This window comes from Rhizobacter sp. AJA081-3 (assembly GCF_017795745.1).
In the GTDB taxonomy this organism is placed as follows: domain Bacteria; phylum Pseudomonadota; class Gammaproteobacteria; order Burkholderiales; family Burkholderiaceae_C; genus Piscinibacter.
Window position 1 is genome coordinate 3880140 of the sequence record NZ_CP059067.1, and the last position, 17119, is coordinate 3897258.

The 17119-nt window shown below is 72.4% G+C and carries 9 protein-coding genes; 3 read left to right on the forward strand and 6 right to left on the reverse strand.

Features of this window, described 5'->3' with window-relative positions:
* Positions 1–3: 3 nt before the first annotated feature.
* Entirely contained in the window at positions 4–525 is a 522-nt protein-coding gene (locus HZ992_RS18510) for a cytochrome c (RefSeq protein WP_209383288.1), read from the reverse strand.
* Between the two features lie 140 nt (positions 526–665).
* Between HZ992_RS18510 and HZ992_RS18515 the strand changes: the two genes are divergently transcribed.
* A complete protein-coding gene (locus HZ992_RS18515) occupies positions 666–1493 on the forward strand; it encodes a M90 family metallopeptidase (protein WP_209383289.1) in 828 nt (275 codons plus the stop codon).
* Between the two features lies 1 nt (position 1494).
* Here the strand turns inward: HZ992_RS18515 and HZ992_RS18520 are convergent, their stop codons facing one another.
* The 5 genes from HZ992_RS18520 to HZ992_RS18540 form a co-directional block, all read right to left on the reverse strand.
* Positions 1495–2349, reverse strand: a complete 855-nt coding sequence (locus HZ992_RS18520) for a cobalamin B12-binding domain-containing protein (RefSeq protein ID WP_245213108.1) — start codon at positions 2347–2349, stop codon at positions 1495–1497.
* A gap of 195 nt (positions 2350–2544) precedes the next feature.
* The gene (locus HZ992_RS18525) at positions 2545–12624 is read right to left on the reverse strand and encodes an autotransporter outer membrane beta-barrel domain-containing protein (protein ID WP_209383290.1); all 10080 of its coding nucleotides are present in this window, start codon (positions 12622–12624) and stop codon (positions 2545–2547) included.
* A gap of 119 nt (positions 12625–12743) precedes the next feature.
* The gene (locus HZ992_RS18530) at positions 12744–14012 is read right to left on the reverse strand and encodes a cytochrome-c peroxidase (protein ID WP_209383291.1); all 1269 of its coding nucleotides are present in this window, start codon (positions 14010–14012) and stop codon (positions 12744–12746) included.
* Positions 14009–14443, reverse strand: coding sequence for a FixH family protein (locus HZ992_RS18535; RefSeq protein WP_209383292.1), 435 nt, complete (start codon positions 14441–14443; stop codon positions 14009–14011). Before HZ992_RS18535 ends, HZ992_RS18530 begins: the two co-directional genes overlap by 4 nt.
* A 38-nt stretch (positions 14444–14481) precedes the next feature.
* A complete protein-coding gene (locus HZ992_RS18540; protein WP_209383293.1) occupies positions 14482–14844 on the reverse strand; it encodes a DUF3703 domain-containing protein in 363 nt (120 codons plus the stop codon).
* Positions 14845–14938: 94 nt separating this feature from the next.
* On the opposite strand from HZ992_RS18540, the gene HZ992_RS18545 reads away from it, so the two are divergent.
* Positions 14939–15730 carry a helix-turn-helix transcriptional regulator gene (locus HZ992_RS18545; RefSeq protein WP_209383294.1) on the forward strand — a complete coding sequence of 264 codons (792 nt, stop codon included), beginning with the start codon at positions 14939–14941 and terminating at the stop codon, positions 15728–15730.
* A 66-nt stretch (positions 15731–15796) separates the two neighbouring features.
* Positions 15797–17110 carry a PQQ-dependent sugar dehydrogenase gene (locus HZ992_RS18550; RefSeq protein WP_209383295.1) on the forward strand — a complete coding sequence of 438 codons (1314 nt, stop codon included), beginning with the start codon at positions 15797–15799 and terminating at the stop codon, positions 17108–17110.
* Positions 17111–17119 lie beyond the last annotated feature (9 nt).

Genomic DNA, 17119 nt, shown 5'->3' on the forward strand with positions numbered 1-17119 from the left:
CCTCTACCGAGGCACGCGCATGGCCAGGGGCTCGGCGATCTGCACCGCGTAGCGCGCGTGGCAGGCCTGGCAGCTGGCCCGCACTTGCAGGCCCGCCGCGTAGAGGCTGCGCGGGTCGTGGCGCTTCGATGCCGCGCTCGCGGCGGCGGCACCCTCGCGCATCGCGGCAGCCCAGTCGAGCCAGTCGGCCCGGCCGCGGGCCAGCGCCGGCTCGGCCAGCGTGTCGCCGGTCTCCACCAACTGGGCGGCCGCGTCGACCACGGCCTGCCAGGCTTCGGCGGTGCGCGGTTCGAGATCGGTCCGGGCCTGCTGTTCGGCTGCGGCGAACAGCACGCCGGCCGCCGGGTCGACGACCAGGTCCATCAGGTCGGGCAGGATCAGCGCGAGCTCGTCGTCCATCCACGCAGCCGGATGCGCGATCGGCGCAGCAAGCAACTTGACCGGTGCCGGTGTCTCGTCTCGCGAACAGCCGGCCAGCGCGAGCACCAGCAGCATGCCGCAGGCGTGCCGTGACAGGGGCTGCATCGTCGTCTCCTTGCATGGCTGCGCGCGGGCGCCGCGCCGCATGCCGTTGTTGTTGTGGGCGCAAGGTTAGCGCCGAATGCCGGATGGCGCGAGCCGCAACCCGGCTTGAAATCGGCCACGTCCCGGCCCACATGGGGCGGGTGAGCCTTCTTGTCGCCCTCGGGTGGGTCCTCGCCATCGCCGCGATGGCGGCCTTCGGCCTGGCCGCGCCGACGCTGGCGCGCCTGTGGCGCAGGCAGCGTTTGACTCGCCGCCCCTTCCCGGCCGCCTGGCGCGAGATCCTGCGCCGGCGTGTGCCGCTGGCGCGCGAGCTGCCCGCTGCACATCAGTTGCGCCTGAAAAAGCACATCCAGGTGCTGCTGGCCGAAGTGCCCTTCGTCGGCTGCGCCGGCCTGACGCTCGACGACGAGATGCGCGTCACCATCGCCGCGCAGGCGGCCTTCCTGCTGCTCGGGCGCGGCGGTTCGTTCGGCAACCTGCGCGAGGTGCTGGTCTACCCCGGGCACTTCGTCGTGCCGCGCAGCGAGGCGGGCGCGGGTGGCGTCGTCCACGAGGGCCGCGACGTGCTGGCCGGCCAGAGCTGGCAGCGCGGCCAGGTCATCGTGGCCTGGGATGCGGTGCGCGACGGCGCGGCCGATCCGCACGACGGCGCCAACGTCGCCATGCACGAGTTCGCGCACCAGCTCGACCAGGACAGCGGCGCCGCCAACGGCGCGCCCTACGTGGGGCGCGGCGCGTTGCAGCAGGCCTGGGCGCGGGTGATGAACCAGGAGTTCGAAGCCTTGCGCGCGCGGCTGGCCAGTGCGCAGCCCGGCCTGATCGACCCGTATGCCGCCACCAGCCCGGCGGAGTTCTTCGCCGTGGCGACCGAGCACTTCTTCGAGCAACCGGCCGCGCTGGCCACCGAACGCCCGGCGCTGTACGAGCAGCTGCGGCGCTGCTACCGGCTCGACCCGGCGTCCTGGTAGCTCAGCGCGGCAGCACCGACAGCGCCAGGCGCACCGATTCCCGCGCGTCCAGGCAGATCGCCTGGGCACCGAAACTCTCGGCCTGGTGCTGGCGCAAGCCGAACACCGGCCCGCCGAGCAGGATGGGCGTGACGGGGTTGCGCGACGCGGCCTTCAGGTTCGCCACCAGCGCAGGCAGACCGCGCAGCTGCGCATCCAGCGCCACCGACACTCCGACCAGGTCGAACCACTCGTTCTTCACGGCCCGACACAGTTCGGCGCTGCTCGGCGACACCTCGAGCACCACCTGCCAGCCGGCCTTGCGGAAGAACTCGGACACGATCGACAGGCCCAGCACATGCTGCGATCCCGGCGCCGATGCCAGCATCACGCGGCGGACGACGCCGGCCTCCTGCGGGCCGTCGTGGTACTCGTAGCCCATCGAGTGGATCAGCTCGTGCATCAGCACGAGACCGAGCGTGACATCGGCAAAGCTGGCGCGGTCGTCTTCCCACTGTGCGCCCAGGTGGCGCGCGGCGGGGCCGATCAGGTCGACGAGCACGCTGTCCTGCTCGAGCCCCTGAGCCCGCAGGCTTTCGATGAGGCTCGCCGCGCCAGCGCGGTCGCCGGCCGCACAGCGCTGCGCCAGCATCAGGATGTCTTCGGGCCGGGGCCGCGGTGACGCGCTGGGTTCCGCGCGGGCGATGCCCTGGCGGTGCGCCAGCACGAGGCGCGGAATGATCTGCGTCTCGAGCACCGAGCGCATCGAGCGGCGGCAGTCGTCGTCGTCGCCCTGCGAGGCACGGTGATCGGAGAGGTCGTCGCCGCGATCGTCGATAGAGGCCCTGCGCGGGTCGAGCATCGAAGACAGCGACAAGCCCCGAAGGGCGCGCCCCCACATGAACATGCGGGCGACCGGCGATGCGAGCGGATGGAGGTTCACGGCGATGAGGCCCGGCCGGTGCTGGCGCACCGGGAAGAGGCCGGGAGTACTGCTGCGGCGAATCTTAACCCGTGCCTCCGCCCCTCTCCACTAGGTGTTAAACCCAGTCCCGCACCGGAAAATCAAGCATCAGAACTCGTAACGCAGCTCGCCGATGATGCCGTGTGCCCGGTAACCCGGCCGCACTTCGGCCGAGTAGCGCAGCTGTGTCGTCAGCCCGCTGCCCGAGCGGTAGGTCACACCGAGCCCGAGCTTGGCGCCGTTGCGCTTGATCGGCTGGCCCTCGACCGCGAAGGCAGCGTCCGGCGCGTCGAGGTAGGCCGCATTGATCAGCCGGCTGCCGCTGCCGAAGTCGTGCAACCAGGCCACGCTGGCCTCCGGGCTCACGCTGGCGTTGCCGCTCGCCGAGTAGGCCTGTGCCCAGCGCACGCCCAGTTCGGAAACCACCGAGCGCGTCTTGCGCTGCTCGACGGCCAGCGCGGAGCCGCCGCCGCTTTCGCTGAAGCCATCCTCCCTGATCTGCGTGTAGTGCAGGCTGGCGAACGGGTCGACCCAGCCGCCACCGGCACGCAGCGGCATGCCCGCGCCGAGCGTGGCGGCGATCACCTTCGCGTCGTGCTGACTCGCCACCGGCGTGTTGGTGGCACCGACGACGATGTTGCGCCGGCTGTCGTAGCTCGTGTTCCCCACCGAGAAGGTGCCACTCGCATAGAAGCCTTCACCGGTGTAGCTGCCGTACAGCGCGAACAGGCGCGAGTCGATGTCGGCGGTGTTGCCGGCGATGTCGGACCTGAACTCGTTGTTCACCCAGCCGAACGCGGCGCCGGCACTGAAGCTGTCCGTGAAGCGGTGGTCCATGCCGATCGCCCGGCCGGCGAGGTCGAAGCCGTAGCCCGCCACGTCGCCCGACGCGTCCTGGTCGCCCTTCTGCGCGAAGGCCTGCACCCACAGCCCGTAAGGCTTGCCCTGCCGCGACTCGGATGCCTGCTGCAGGGACAGCGCGCCGGCGCCCAGGCGGCTCGCCAGACTGGCCGCCGGCACGGCCAGGGCCGCATCGGCACGCGCGCCGACCTGCAAGGCACCCAGGCGCTGCTCGAGCGCCTGGCCGAAGCGGTTGGCACTGGCGGCGCCGGCGATTGCCCGCTGCCCGTGGGTCACCGGGCTGAGGCTCGCGTAGGCGGTGGCGAACTCGGCGTCCGTCGCCAGGCCCTGCAGGGTGCCCAGCGTGTTGCGCAGATCGCCGCGCGCCGCAGGCAGCACGCGGTCGAGCTGGCGTGCCACGGCCTCTGCGTTGCCGCCGGCCGCCACCGTGGCGAAGCTCTTCACGTCGGCCGTGACGCTGAAGGCGCCGGCCTGCTGCGCCGATCGGAAACTGACCAGCCGCGTCGACACCGGCAGCTCGATGCGATCGAAGGACGTGTCCTCGGCGAAGCCGCCATCGGCGCGCAACAGCTCGTAGCTCGTGCCATTCACGAACGGGCCGGAGCCGTGCTGCACGCTGTAGCTGCCGCCGAGCTGAGCCTGGCCGAGCAGGAGCAGGCGGCCGTGCGTGCCGTCGCCGTTGATCGTCGCCTGGAACTGCCCGTCGGCGCGGAAGCGGTAGTCGCCCGCCACTTCCAGCGTGCCGCCCTGCACCTCCAGCCGCTGCACCGAGGGCAGCGAGGCCAGAGCGAAGGTGCCTTCGCCGCGCTTGGCGATCGCCGCGGCGGGCACCGTGCCGCCGAAGCTGCCGTTGCCGTTGAGCTGCAGCAGCAGGCGGCTGCCGTCGTCGATCACGGTGCCTTCGATCACGGTCGCGCCCCGCATCGTCAGCACGTCGGTGCCCGCGCCGAGGTCGATGTCGCCGCGCGTCACCGAGCCGTCGCCGAGCACCACCGTGTCGTTGCCGGCGCCCGCGTCGATGGCGATGCCGGCCATCGCCACGCCGCCGACCGTGCGCGTGGCGACGATGCTGCCCTGGTTGACGATCAGGTCGTCGCCGCTGCCGGTGCGGATGCCGTAGGACGTGGCCTCGCCGTTGCTCACCGCATCGGCCACGATGCGGCCGGTGTTGACGATGCGGCTCCCCCCGTCGCCCGAGCCGATGCCGATGGCCAGCGCCTTGCCGCTGCCGCCGCCGAACAGGAAGCTGCCCAAGGCCTCGGTGCTGGCGATGATGTCGCCGGCGTTGGCGACGCTGTTGCGGCCGTGGCCCAGCAACATGCCGTGGCTCTCGGCGGTGGCGCTGCCGAACAGGCCGCGGACACTTGCCGTGGCCCGGATCCCGCCGTCGTTCTGCACGATCGACGGCCCGCTGCTCCACACACCGTAGGCCCCGCTCGCCGACGCGCCGAACAGGACCTGCGCGCTCGACGTCACGGTGACGGCCCCGTCGTTCGCCACGCGGGTGGCTGGCGCATCGTTCGCGTCGGCGGTGCTGCGCACCTTGAGGCTGCCCGCATCGGCGAGGCTCGCCCGGCCATCGATCCGCAGGCCGTAGGCCGCAGCGTCCGAATACCCCAGCGACGACGCGAACGTAACGACATCGATGCTGCCGGTGTTGAGCACGCCGCTGGATGGGCCGCGCAGCCAGATGCCGATCGCCTGGGCGCCGCGCACTTCCGACACGCTGTACTCGAACTCGTTGGTACCGCCGACTAAGCTCCCCGGCGAGGTCGAGCCGGACGCCTGCGCCTGCGCATTGGTGTGCACGCCGATCGTGCCTTCGTTGACGACCTGGTCGGCGCGGCCGCTGGCAAGGATGCCGATCGCCGTCGCGCCAGCTATCGTGGCCGTCGCGCCAGCGCCGGAATCGGAGCCGCCGTAGGCGACGCTTCCGGCGCTTGCGGTCGCCTTCGGCGCTGCCGTCACGCTGATCGTGCCGCCGTTCAGGATCGCGTTGTCACCCGCGCCGGCATCGATGCCGATCGCCTGGAGACCCGAGGCCGACGCGGTGGCCGTCGCATAGGCGTCGTCGTCGATCAGGCCGCCGCCATCCGCGTTCGCGGCGGCCGTGACCTCCGGCTTCGCGTTCACGGTGATCGTGCCTAGGTTGGCGATTCGGTCGCGGCCCGCGCCGGTCTGCACACCGACGGCGCGGCTCGGCCGCAGCGTCGCGGTGGAGTTGCTGAACGCGTCGCTGTCCAGGCTGAAGAAGTCCGCATCCGCGTAGGTGCTGGCGGTCGCGGAGCCCTTCAGCGTGGCGAGGACCGAGCCTTCCACGACGATCCGGTTGTCGCCCTCGCCCGCTTCGATTCCGATGACCGCGGACTCTGCAGCGGCCGACGACGCGGCCTTGCCGTCGACGAACAAGGCGCCCGGCTCGGCACTGGAGCCCGCGCTCGCCGCGAGCGTGCCGGTCACGGCGAGGCTGCCGTTCACGCCGATAGCGATCACGTCGTGCCCGGCGCCGGCGGCGATGCCGGTAGCGAAGGTGCGTGCCGTCACGTTGGCGGCCGCGCTGGTGTTGCCGAACACCGTGGTCGCGCCGCCCGAAGCAGCGAGCGTGGAGCCGGCGTCGGCCGTCAGCGTGCCATCGTTGATCACGACGTTGTCACCCGCGCCGGCGTCGATGCCGGTTGCGTGCGTGACGGAGAACAGCACCTCGTTCGATTGCGCATTGCCGAAGCCGAACGAGGTCGAGGTTGCGTTCAGCGTCGCGTCCGCCGAGATGCCGAGCCTGCCGCGATTGACGATCGCGTCGCCGTCGTCGCCCTCACCGTCGCCACCGTCGATGCCGATCGCCGTCGCCGTCGCCGTCACGTTCGAGTCGGCGGACGCACCGCCGAAAATCGCCGTGCCGGTGCCCGTCACGTCGACCCGCGAACCGGCGGCGATGTCGATGCCGCCGTCGTTCTTCAGCAGGTCGGCACCGCTGCCGCCGCGCAGGCCGACGGCCGTCGCGCCGGCGCTCACGGTGGCCCGGGTGGGGGCGCTGCCCGCGAACGAGAACGAACTCCCGGTCAGGCCCGCGTAGGCGTCGGCGGCCACCTTCAGACTGGCCGCGCCGGTGTTGACGAGCGTGTCGTCCCCCGCGCCGCCGTCGATGCCGGCCGCCGCGGTGGCGGCCTGCGTGTTGCCCTCGGCCGTGGCCACGCCGCCGATCACCACCGCCGTGTTGCTGGCATAGGTGTCGGCCGCCGCCTCGGCCTCGATCGTGCCCTGGTTGGCAAGGTGGTCGGCGCCGTCGCCGCCGGCGATGCCGGAGACCGTCGCGCTGACCAGCGTGCTGGACTTGAAGTCGTTGACGCCGAACACCGTCACGCCGGCGCCGCCGGTGCGGCTTCGCGCCAGCGCCTCGACCCGAACGAGGCCGGTGTTGTCGACACGGTCGTCGCCGCGCCCGCCGTCCAGGCCCACGGCCTGTGCGATGGCCGAGGTGCCCGCATCCACCTTGCCGCGGCCCGCCAGGGAGACGGTCACGCTCGAGGCGGACGCGCAGGCCCCGCCGGCCTCCGCGGTGCAACTGCCGTCGCGCTGCGTGTCCGGGCGCAGCGCGGCCCGGCCGGCATCGACCCGCACGCTGCCGCTGCTGACGATCGTGTCGTCCCCATCGCCGCCCGCGATGCCGGTCGCGCTCGCGCGCGCCGTCTTGGCCGCCGACGCGTCGCCGCTGCCGGAACTCGACGCGTTGCCGAACAGGCCGACCGTGACGTCACCCGCGCTCGCGTTGCTGCGCGCGGTCGCGACGATGCCCGCCCGGTTGTCGATCAGGTCGTCGCCAGCGCCGCTGTCGATGCCCAGCGCCTGCGCGACGGCCGTGGTTTCGGCCTGCCCGTTGGCCGTCCCGGCCACGGTCACGCTGACCGTCAGCCCGCTCGCGGTGGCGGCGCTGCCGGCAGTGAGGCTTCCCTCGTTGAGGATGCTGTCGTCGCGCGCGCCGCTGCGCACGCCGGCCGCCTCGGCCAGCGCGGTGTTGCCGACGTCGCCGAGCGAATAGCCGAACAGTGCGCCGCTGACGCTCGTGCCGGTCGCGGTCGCAGTTGCGGTGGCGATCAAGCTGCCGGCGTTGGCGAGGGTGGCGCCGCGGCCGCCGTGGCCGTCGCCGCCATCGCGGTCGGTCGGCATGGCGCTCTTGCCACCGTGGCCGTCACGTCCGCATGGGGATTCGTCCTGGCCGGTCGCCGCCTGCTTGCCGTGCCCGCAGGGCGCGGGCGCCGCGCTGTCGGCGTCGTTCAGGCCGACCGCATGGGCGGTGGCCGACGAGGCCAGCGTGGCCGCCGAATAGCCGCCGAAGATGTTCGGCACGACGATGGACACCGAGGTTCCATTCGCCACTGCGCTGGCATCGGCCGTCACCGATCCCTCGTTGAGTGTCGTGTCGTCGCCTTCGCCGGCGTCGACGCCGAACACGTCGGCCCGCGCCGTGCTGCTCGCATCGGCGATGGACGCGCCGACCGCCGGGCCGAGTGCGCCGCTGACCGTGACGGACACGCCGACCGAGTCCGCGCTGGCCTTGCCCTGCACGTCGACCGTGCCGCGGTTGACGAGCCGGTCATTGCCCGCTGCGCCGTCCAGGCCATGCACGACGGTCAGCGCATTGGCGCTGCTGTCGGTGATCGACGCCCCCGCGGCACCGCCGGCCAGCGAGAGGTTCAGCGCGACGCTCACGCCAGTCGCATGCGCGACGGCCTCGACCGAACGGGTCTTGATGTCGCCCTCGTTGACCAGCGTGTCGTCGCCGGCGCCGCCGTCCATGCCGGTGGCGCGCACCTGCGCCGTGCCCTTGCCGTCGACCAGGGCCGCGCCGGCCGCGACGCCGGCGTTCAGCGCCGCGTTGCCGGTGACGGAAACGCTGACGGCCAGGGCATCGGCGTGGATGTTCTGCAGCGTGAGCTCGCCGGCATTGGACATCACGTCGTCGCCCAGCCCCCCCTGCAGCCCGACCGCCGTCGCGCGCGCCGTGGTCGAGGTGTCGACCAGCGCGGCGCCGATCGCCGCCCCGTTGCTGACCACACCGAGCTGCACGCTGACGCCGACCGCCGTGGTGGAGGCGCCCACGTCGTCGATGACGATGTGGCCGTCGGCCTTGTTGGCCAGCCGGTCGTTGCCCGCCCCGCCGTCCACACCCACCGCAGTGGCCTCGGCCGTCGCGCTGGCCCTGCCGAGCGCCGCGCCGGCCGCCACGCCGGCGGACAGCGTGCCGCTGATCGCCACGTCGGCACTCACGGCGATAGCTTGGGCCTTGATGTCGCCGATCGCGATGCCCGACATGTTCCACAGTTCGTCGTGCCCTTCGCCGCCGTCGATGCCGGTGGCGCCAGCGATCGCCGTGGCACTGCTGTCGGCCAGCGCGGCGCTGGCGCTGATGCCGTTGTTGGCCCCCGCCAGCCCCAGCGAGACCGAGGCCGCGCTGCCGCCGGCCCGCAGGCCGCTGATGCCGATGTGGCCTCGATTGACCGCGAGGTCGTCGCCGGCACCGCCGGCCAGGCCGCGGCCGCTCGCCGTCGCACTGCTGCTGCCGTCGGCCAGGCCGGCGGCGACGTTCACGCCGTTGCTCGATGCGGCCAGCGCGACGGACACGCCCACGGCATCGGCATTCGCCGTGCCGCGCAGGATGTCGATGTCGCCGTCGTTGACCAGCGTGTCGTTGCCGGCGCCGCCCGACAGGCCCGTGGCCTCGGCGGTGGACGCGACACCGCTCTTGACCAGCGCGGCGCCCACGCCGAGCCCGTTCTTGGCGATCTTGATGTCGACGCTGACGCCGACCGCGTCGGACTCGGCCGCGATGTCCTCGATCCTGACCGTGCCGCGGTTGGCCAGCGTGTCGCGCCCGTCGCCGCCGGCCAGGCCCGCGGCGGTGGTGGTCGACGCGGCGCCGGCGTCGGCCAGCGCCGCGCCGATCACCAGGCCGTCCTGCGCGCCGGAAATGTCCAGCGACACGCTGACGGCATTGCTGTCGCTCTTCACGTTCCTCAGGGTGACTTGTTTCTCGTTGACGAGCGTGTCGTCGCCGGCGCCACCGGCGATGCCGGCAACCGTCGCCGTACTGGTCGCGTCGGCGCGGGCCAGCGCCGCGCTGGCGGTGAAGCCCTGTTTGGCGAGCGCCAGCTCCAGCGCCACGCCCACCGCGGTGGTGTCGGAGCCGATCGTGGCGAGCGTGATGTCGCCGCGGTTGACGACCTTGTCGTCACCCTCGCCACCGTCGATGCCGATGGCCGTGGCGTTCGAGGTGGCACGCGTGTCGGTGAGGGCCGCGCCGATCGCGGCGCCCGTCTTGGTGACGACGGTCGGCTCGATGCCGACGCTGACCGTCGTCGCATTGGCCTGCACATTGCGCGGGTCTTGCACGTTGCGCGACTGCGTGGCGATCGAGCCGGTGTTGAGGATCTCGTCGTCGCCGCCGCCGCCTGCGATGCCGGTCACCGTGGCGCTCGCATCGACGGACGAGCGTGTCAGCGTGGCGCCGGCCGCCAGGCCGGTGGCCGAGCCCTCGACGGTGAGGTTGACGCCCACCGAGACGGCGTTCGAGGTCGCCGTCAGGCCGATCGTGCCGTCATTGACGACACGTTCGCCCGTGCCGTCGCCCTCGATGCCGGTGGCCCGGGCGATCGTGGTCGCGCTGGTGTCGCTGAGCGCCACACCCACGGCGGCGCCCTGCTTGGCGATGTTCACGTGCGCCGTCGCGTTGACGGCCACGTTGGCGGCATCGGCATCGACCTTGACGATGCCGGCGTTGCGCAGCTCCGGCGCCGGCGCGGGCGGCGTGCATCCCGTGTGCACGGAAGCGTTCGCGCAGGCCTTCGTCTCGCCGCTCGATGCGCTGCGGCGCGTGTCCGCTGCCGCGTCATGCTTGTCGCCCTGCACCGATGCCGTGTCGCCGCTGCGCAGGCCCACCGCGGTGGCGCTGGCCGTGGTGTCGGCGTCGAGCACCGACACGCCGGCCGCGAGGCCCTTGTCCGAGACGCTCTGCACCTCCAGCGTGGCGCTCACCGAGGTCGCGCTCGCGCCGGCCGTGCTGTCGACCCGGCCGGTGTTCTCGATGCGGTCCGTGCCGGCGCCGCCGTCCAGGCCGACCGCGCGGGCGGTGGCGGTCGCGTCGGAATCGATCAGCACGACGCCGGCCAGCGCACCGTTCTTCTCCAGCTTCACGCTGAGGCCGGCGCTCACGTTGAGCGCCGTCGCCGTGGCGCTGGCAGTGGCCTGCCCGCGATTGACGATCTCGTCGTCGCCCGCACCGCCGGCCACCGCCGCGGCCGTCGCGGTGGCGCTGTTCGAGGTGTCGCTCGCAGCGGCGCTGGCGAGCAGGGACGGGTTGTCGCCCTGGTCGAAGTCGAGCGGGCCCATCAGGTCGAAGCGCACCAGCACCGCGTGCGTCTCGGTGGTGGCCGTGGCACCGAGCACGCCGTCGTTGACGATCGTGTCGTGGCCCTCACCGCCGTCGATGCCGGTGGCGGCGCTCTTCGCGTCGATGCTGGCGCGCGCCAGCTGGACGCCGAATTCGGCGGACACGCTGGCCTTGCTCGGGTCCGGCTTCTTCGAATCCTCGAATTTCAGCCCTGCGCGCGCCGTCACGTCGACGCTGCCGGCCTTGGCGGTCGCGCCGACGGCCAGGTTGCCGCTGCCGCTGTTGAGGATCGTGTCGTCGCCCTTGCCGGCGTCGATGCCGACGGCACCGGCCCTGGCCTTGCTGATGCCGTCGACGACCAGCACCTCGTAGCCGATCGGCAGCGATGGCAGGTCCTCGCGCGGGTCGATGGCGAGGTCGGCCAGAGTCGCGCTGACCACGACGACGGACGATTGGGCGCTCGCGTTCACGTTCGTCACCGCGCCCTGCACGATGCGGTCGTTGCCGCCGTCCGTCGCCACGCCGGCCGCCTCTGCACTGGCCTTGGTGCCGGCGCCGACCACCGAGAAACCGGGCGTCGGTATGTGCAGGTCGAACACGCCGATGCCGACGTCGACGTTCTGCTGCTGTGCCGTGGCGCCGGCCACGACGGTCACGCTCCCGGCCAGCGACACCGTGTCGTCGCCGACGCCGCTGCGCACGCCCGCCGCCCTGCCCGTGGCCGTGATGTCGGCTTTGGCGATCGGCCCCGTGAACAGCGACTCCACTTCGGAGGACACCCCTTCGGAGCCGATCGACACGCCGGTGGAGTTCACGAAGCTCGTCGCGGTGGCCGACACGCTGCCGGTGCTGTCGATGTTCGCGCCCTTCTTCGCGTCGCGGGCGTCGATGCCGATCGCGCCGGCGCGCAGCGTGGTGGAGACATCACTGGATGCCCGGTCGAAGATCGAGAGGTCGGCGAAACTGGCGCCCACCTCGACACCGATCAGCTCGGCCTTCGAGATCGCCGTCACCGAGCCGGTGTTGACGATGCTGCCCGTCGACGCACCGGCGCGGATGCCGGTCGCTTTCGCGTCCAGCGACACCGCGGTGTCGGCCGTGGCGAAATTGAAGCCGCTCACCGTCACGGCGACGTCGGTGCTGCTGGCGGTGGCGTCGGCCAGCACGCTGCCATCGTTGCGCAGGGTGCTGCCGCCGTGCCCGCCGTCGCTGCCGCCGCTGCTGTGCCCCTTGCTGCCCTCGTGCGGCCGGCCGCCGGCCGCATCGCCGCCGTCGATGCCCACCGCCGTCGCCGTGATCGCCGTCGTGGCGGACACATGCGCCGTCTCGGCCAGCGTCAGCGTGACGGCGACCTGGTCCACCGTCGCCGTCGCCGTGGCGGCGACCGTGCCGGTGTTGGTGATGTTCGCCTGGCCGGCGCCGCCGGCAATGCCGATGGCGCTGGCGCTCACCGTCAGGCTCTCGGTGACATCGCCGCCGGTCGACAGGCTGATCGTCGGGTCGAAGCTGTCGACGCTGGCGGTCGCCCGCGCGTCCACGCTGCCGCGGTTGAGGATGCTGCGCGTGCGCTTGTCGCCCAGGATGCCGACGGCGAAGACGGGCGAGGTCTCGTCGCCGGTGCGCCATTCGACGATCGCGATGTCGTTGACGATGTCGGCATACGAGCCCGTGCCGGTGGCCGGCGCCACCCGCGCGCCGGCGCCGCACAGCGCGCTGCTGCTGGCCGCGGCCACCGGCTTGAGCGCGAAGCTCCGCGGCAGCACCCGCGCCGGCCCCGGCCGGGCGCTGGCCAGGCAGACACCGGCATCGTGCGCGGCGAAGGCGAGCAGCCAGCCGGGCGTGCCGGCGTGGGCGGCCAGCGGCAGCGTGGTCAGCGCCGACAGTGCGGCAGCGGAAAGCGCGGTGCGTGCGCCCGCGCGCGTCGAGACGGATTGGCCGGACATGGTTTCACCCCCTGGAGACTCTCAGTTGGGGTGAATCATTGGCCGATCGCCGCGCCTCGCATTGCCGTACGTCAGCAATCGGTCGTGCGTTGCGAAAACGCCGCTTCGGGTGCACCGGATCAATCCGGTCGCGGCGCTTCGACGATCGGGCCCGACAGGGTCTGCAGGAAGGCCGCGAGGTCGCGTGCCTGCGTGGCGGTCAGGCGGATCGGCTGGCGATGCGCCGAGCCGCTGCGCTCGTGCGCGAGCTCCGAGTGCCCGAGCGCCGCGGTGGGAGACGCTACGTAGTGCGCGATGACCTCGTCGAGGCTGGCGAACTGGCCCGCGTGCATGTAGGGCGCGCGCTGCGCGACGTTGCGCAGGCCGGGCGTCTTGAATGCGCCCACCGAAGCCGCGTCGCCGCTCGCCATGAAGCGCAGTTCCTGGCAGGCCGACTTCGGCGCGTCGCTGTAGTCGCCCAGGCAATTGAATTCGTCGCGCCCGACCCGGTCCGTGGCCGCCGTGCGCCCCGGGTCGGGCCGGGCCGCGTCGCGCGGCGGCACGCCGGTGTTGTGGAAGTGCTGGTCGGTGAAGAGCGGCCCGTTGTGGCAGGTCGCGCACTGACCGGGGCCGATGAACAGGCGCAAGCCGCGCACTTCGGCGGCAGACAGCACCGCCTGCCCGGCGGAATCGCCCGCCACGACGGCACGCGCGTACCGATCGAAGCGCGACTCGCCCAGGCTCAGCGTGCGCTCGTACGCGGCGATCACCTTGCCCAGGTTGGCGAACACGCGGTTCACATCTTGGCGGCGGTGAGCCGGCATCGACTGCCAGGCCGCGCGTTCAGCCACCGTGCCGTTCGGCCCGGCGTCGGCCGGCAGCCCGGAGAGATCCGGCATGGCGCCGAACAAGGCCTCGAAGTCGGATCGGTAATTCGCCATCAGCAGCGCCGCGATGCGCGTGCGGTTGCTGCCGTGTTCCACACCGTCTTCCAGCGGGCCCAGCGCCTGCGACCACAGGCTGTCCTTGCGCCCGTCCCAGAAGAACCAGGCACCGTGCGCCGCGCCCGCGATCGGCATGGTCCGCCGCGATCCGCTGCCGACGCCCTTTCCGACCGGCAGGCCGTCCTGGAACTGGCGATCGGCCGCGTGGCAGGTGGCGCAGGAGACGGCCTGGTTGCGCGAGAAGCGCGTGTCGGTGAACAGGCGCTTGCCGAGCGCCGCGGCCGCCGGGATGTCGGCGAAGGCGTTGGAGGCATCGCGGGGCGTGGGCGGCAGCCGGTCCAGGCTCAGCGAGGCGAGCACGGCCTTGTCTTCGGCCGACCAGGCATCGGCAAAGGTGAAGCCGGTGAGCAGCGACAGCGCGCTGGCCAAGGCGAGTCCGGCGGTCGCCGCCGTGAGCGCCTTCATCGCCGCGCTCCCGGCGCTTCGACCACGGTGTTGAAGACCACCGAGTCCGCGCCCTCGGCCGCCTGGATGGCGAGCTTGATCTCCCACCAGCCGGTCATGCTGAACTTCATGCCTTCCATCAGGTAGGTGCCGTCGGCCAGCTCCTGCGTGACCTGCGGGCGGGTGGGCAGCCCGTGCCCATGCTGGGGCATGCCGCCGTCGACAGCGAAACGCGCGTCGCGCACCGGCGTGCCGTCGGGGCGGTGCAGCCTGATCTGCCAGGCGTGCAGCTGGTTGATGGCCGGCGCGGCCGCCGGCGGATCGATCTGCACGACGTAGCGGCCCTGGGCGCTGGGATGGCGCAGGGACAGGTCGAGGTCGCGCGGCGTGCTGCAGGCCACGAGGGCCAGCGTCGAGGCCAGGAAGGCGCTCGAAACGAGAGGTCGGAACATGGTGCTTTCTCCAGGGGGTTCGCGGGGATGGACGAGGTTCACGGGCGGCGCGCGTCGTCCAGCACGCGCTGCAGGTCGGGCGGGATCGGCAGGCGACGGAAGCCGCTGATGTCGGCGCCGCCCGTGTTGCCTTCGGGCAGCCAGCCGATGCCGGTCATCAGCGCCGCGGCGGCGATCCGCCACAGCTGGCCCAGGGCTTCACCGGCCTTGCGGTGACGGGCCGCCCAGACGAACATGCGGGCATGAACGCGCACATGCTCGATCGTCGCGGCCTGGCCGAGCACATGCGCCCGCTCCAGGTGGACGAAGGCGATCTGCGCGAGACCCTGCGAATCGGCTTCGCGGGCGGCGTCCAGTTCGTGCTGGACACTGGTGCGGATGCGGCGGGCGAAGTGGTTCATCAGGGGCTCGTCGGGGTGGGTCGATGAGGAAGGATTCTTCCGGGCGACCCGCTGCGGCGATTGAACGAAACGGCTGACTTGCGAGAGGGCTCCCGTGACGAACTCGAAGCTCGATCGCCAGCGCATCGCCGCCTCGGGCCGCGTCTACTTCTGGCAATCCGGCAGCCTGTGGATCGGGCAAGGCCAGGGCCGCTCAGAGTGGCACGCGCACCATGCGCACCAGATCGCGTTCGCACTGGTGGGCGGCTTCCGCTTCCGCACCGAACGCGACGTGCCGTGGACGGCCTTCGAGGCCGCCATCGTGCCCTCGCATTGCCCGCACGAGTTCGAGCTCGACGGCGCGACCGTGGCGCACCTGTTCGTCGAACCCGAGAGCACCGAGGGCCGCGCCTTGTCGAGCCGCTTCGGCGCGCTGGGCCTGAGCGCGCTGGCGCAGCCCGAAGCGCGGCGTCTGGCCGATCGTCTGCTCGCGGCACTGCGCAGCGCGAGCGATGCCGACACGATGCGCGGCATCGCGCGGGACACGGTCGCCCAGCTGGCGTTGAACTCGGCCGGCGTGCCAGCGGTGGGCGCCAGCGACCCGCGCCTGCAGCGTGCGCTCGAGCGCATCCGCTCGCGCATCCGCACGACCGTCTCTCTGGCCGATGCCGCGGCTGCGGCGACGCTCTCGCCGAGCCGCTTCAGGCACCTGTTCGTGCAGGAGACCGGCACCTCGTTCCGCGCCTACGTGCTGTGGCTGCGCATCAACGTGGCCATCGAAGCGGCGATGGCCGGCGCCTCCTGGACCGACGCGGCGCACGAAGCCGGCTTTGCCGACTCCTCGCACCTGACGCGCACGCACCGGCGCATGTTCGGGATCGAGCCGACGGCCATCCGCCACGCCTGAATCGCCCGGCCGGAGCGCCGGAGGACGTCCTGTCCTAACATCCGCCCGGTCCGAAGGAGGGGTGTCATGAATATGTCCGGCGCGTTCGCGCATCTGGTCGCGCGGGTCGGCGACGTGGCCATCGCCTGGCGGCGGCTGCAAGGCAGCGTGGCGGGCCAGGCCGTCGGCACGGCGCCGACCATCCCCGCGGCGCGCCCGCAGGGCCGCATCCCGACGCTGAAGATGCCCACGGCCCGCGGTTGGGCGCCGGGCCATCGGCCTTCGGCGGCGCCCGGCTTGGCGGTCAATGCCTTCGCCACCGGCCTGAAGCACCCGCGCTGGATCCACGTGCTGCCCAACGGCGACGTCACCGTGGCCGAATCGCTGTTCCTGCCCGGCCCGGCGAAGTCGCTGTTCGACCTGGCGATGTTCAGCACGATGCGCCGCGCCGCCGCCGTGGGCGTGAGCCCGAACCGCATCACGCTGCTGCGCGACGCCGATGGCGACGGCGTGGCCGAACGTCGCGAGGCTTTCCTCGAGGACCTGCGCCAGCCTTTCGGCATGGCGCTGCTGGGCGACACCTTCTACGTCGGCAACACCGATGGCGTGGTGGCCTTTCCGTACACGCCGGGCACGACCCGCATCACTGCGCCGGGTCGCCCGCTGACGAGCTACCCGGGTGGCGGGCACTGGACGCGCAGCCTGCTGGCCAGCCCCGATGGGCGCAAGCTCTACATCGGCGTGGGCTCGCTGAGCAACATCGCCGAGAGCGGCATGGACGTCGAGCAGGGCCGCGCCTGCATCTACGAACTCGATCTGGCGACCGGTGGCCACCGCATCTTCGCCGCCGGCCTGCGCAACCCCGTGGGCCTGGCCTGGGAGCCGCACACGAAGGCGCTGTGGACGGTGGTCAACGAACGAGACGGCCTGGGCGACGAGACGCCGCCGGACTACCTCACCTCGGTGATCGACGGCGGCTTCTACGGCTGGCCCTACAGCTACTGGGGCCCGACGGTGGACGATCGCGTGCTGCAGGACCCGGCCGCCGTCGCCCGCGCGATGGTGCCCGACTACGCGCTGGGCGGGCACACCGCATCGCTGGGCCTGTGCTGGATGCCCGGCGGCACGCTGCCCGGTTTCGATGAAGACGGCATGGTCATCGGCCAGCATGGCTCGTGGAACCGCAGCACGCTCAGCGGCTACAAGGTCGTCTTCGTGCCCTTCGCGAACGGGCGGCCGGCCGGGCCACCGCGCGACATCCTCGGCGGTTTCCTGGCGCCTGACGAATCGGAGTCCTACGGCCGGCCGGTGGGCGTGGCGCTCGCCGCCGACGGCGCCCTGCTGGTGGCCGACGACGTGGGCGACGTGGTCTGGCGCGTCACGGCTGCGCGGCCGCGCTGAGCCCGGCAC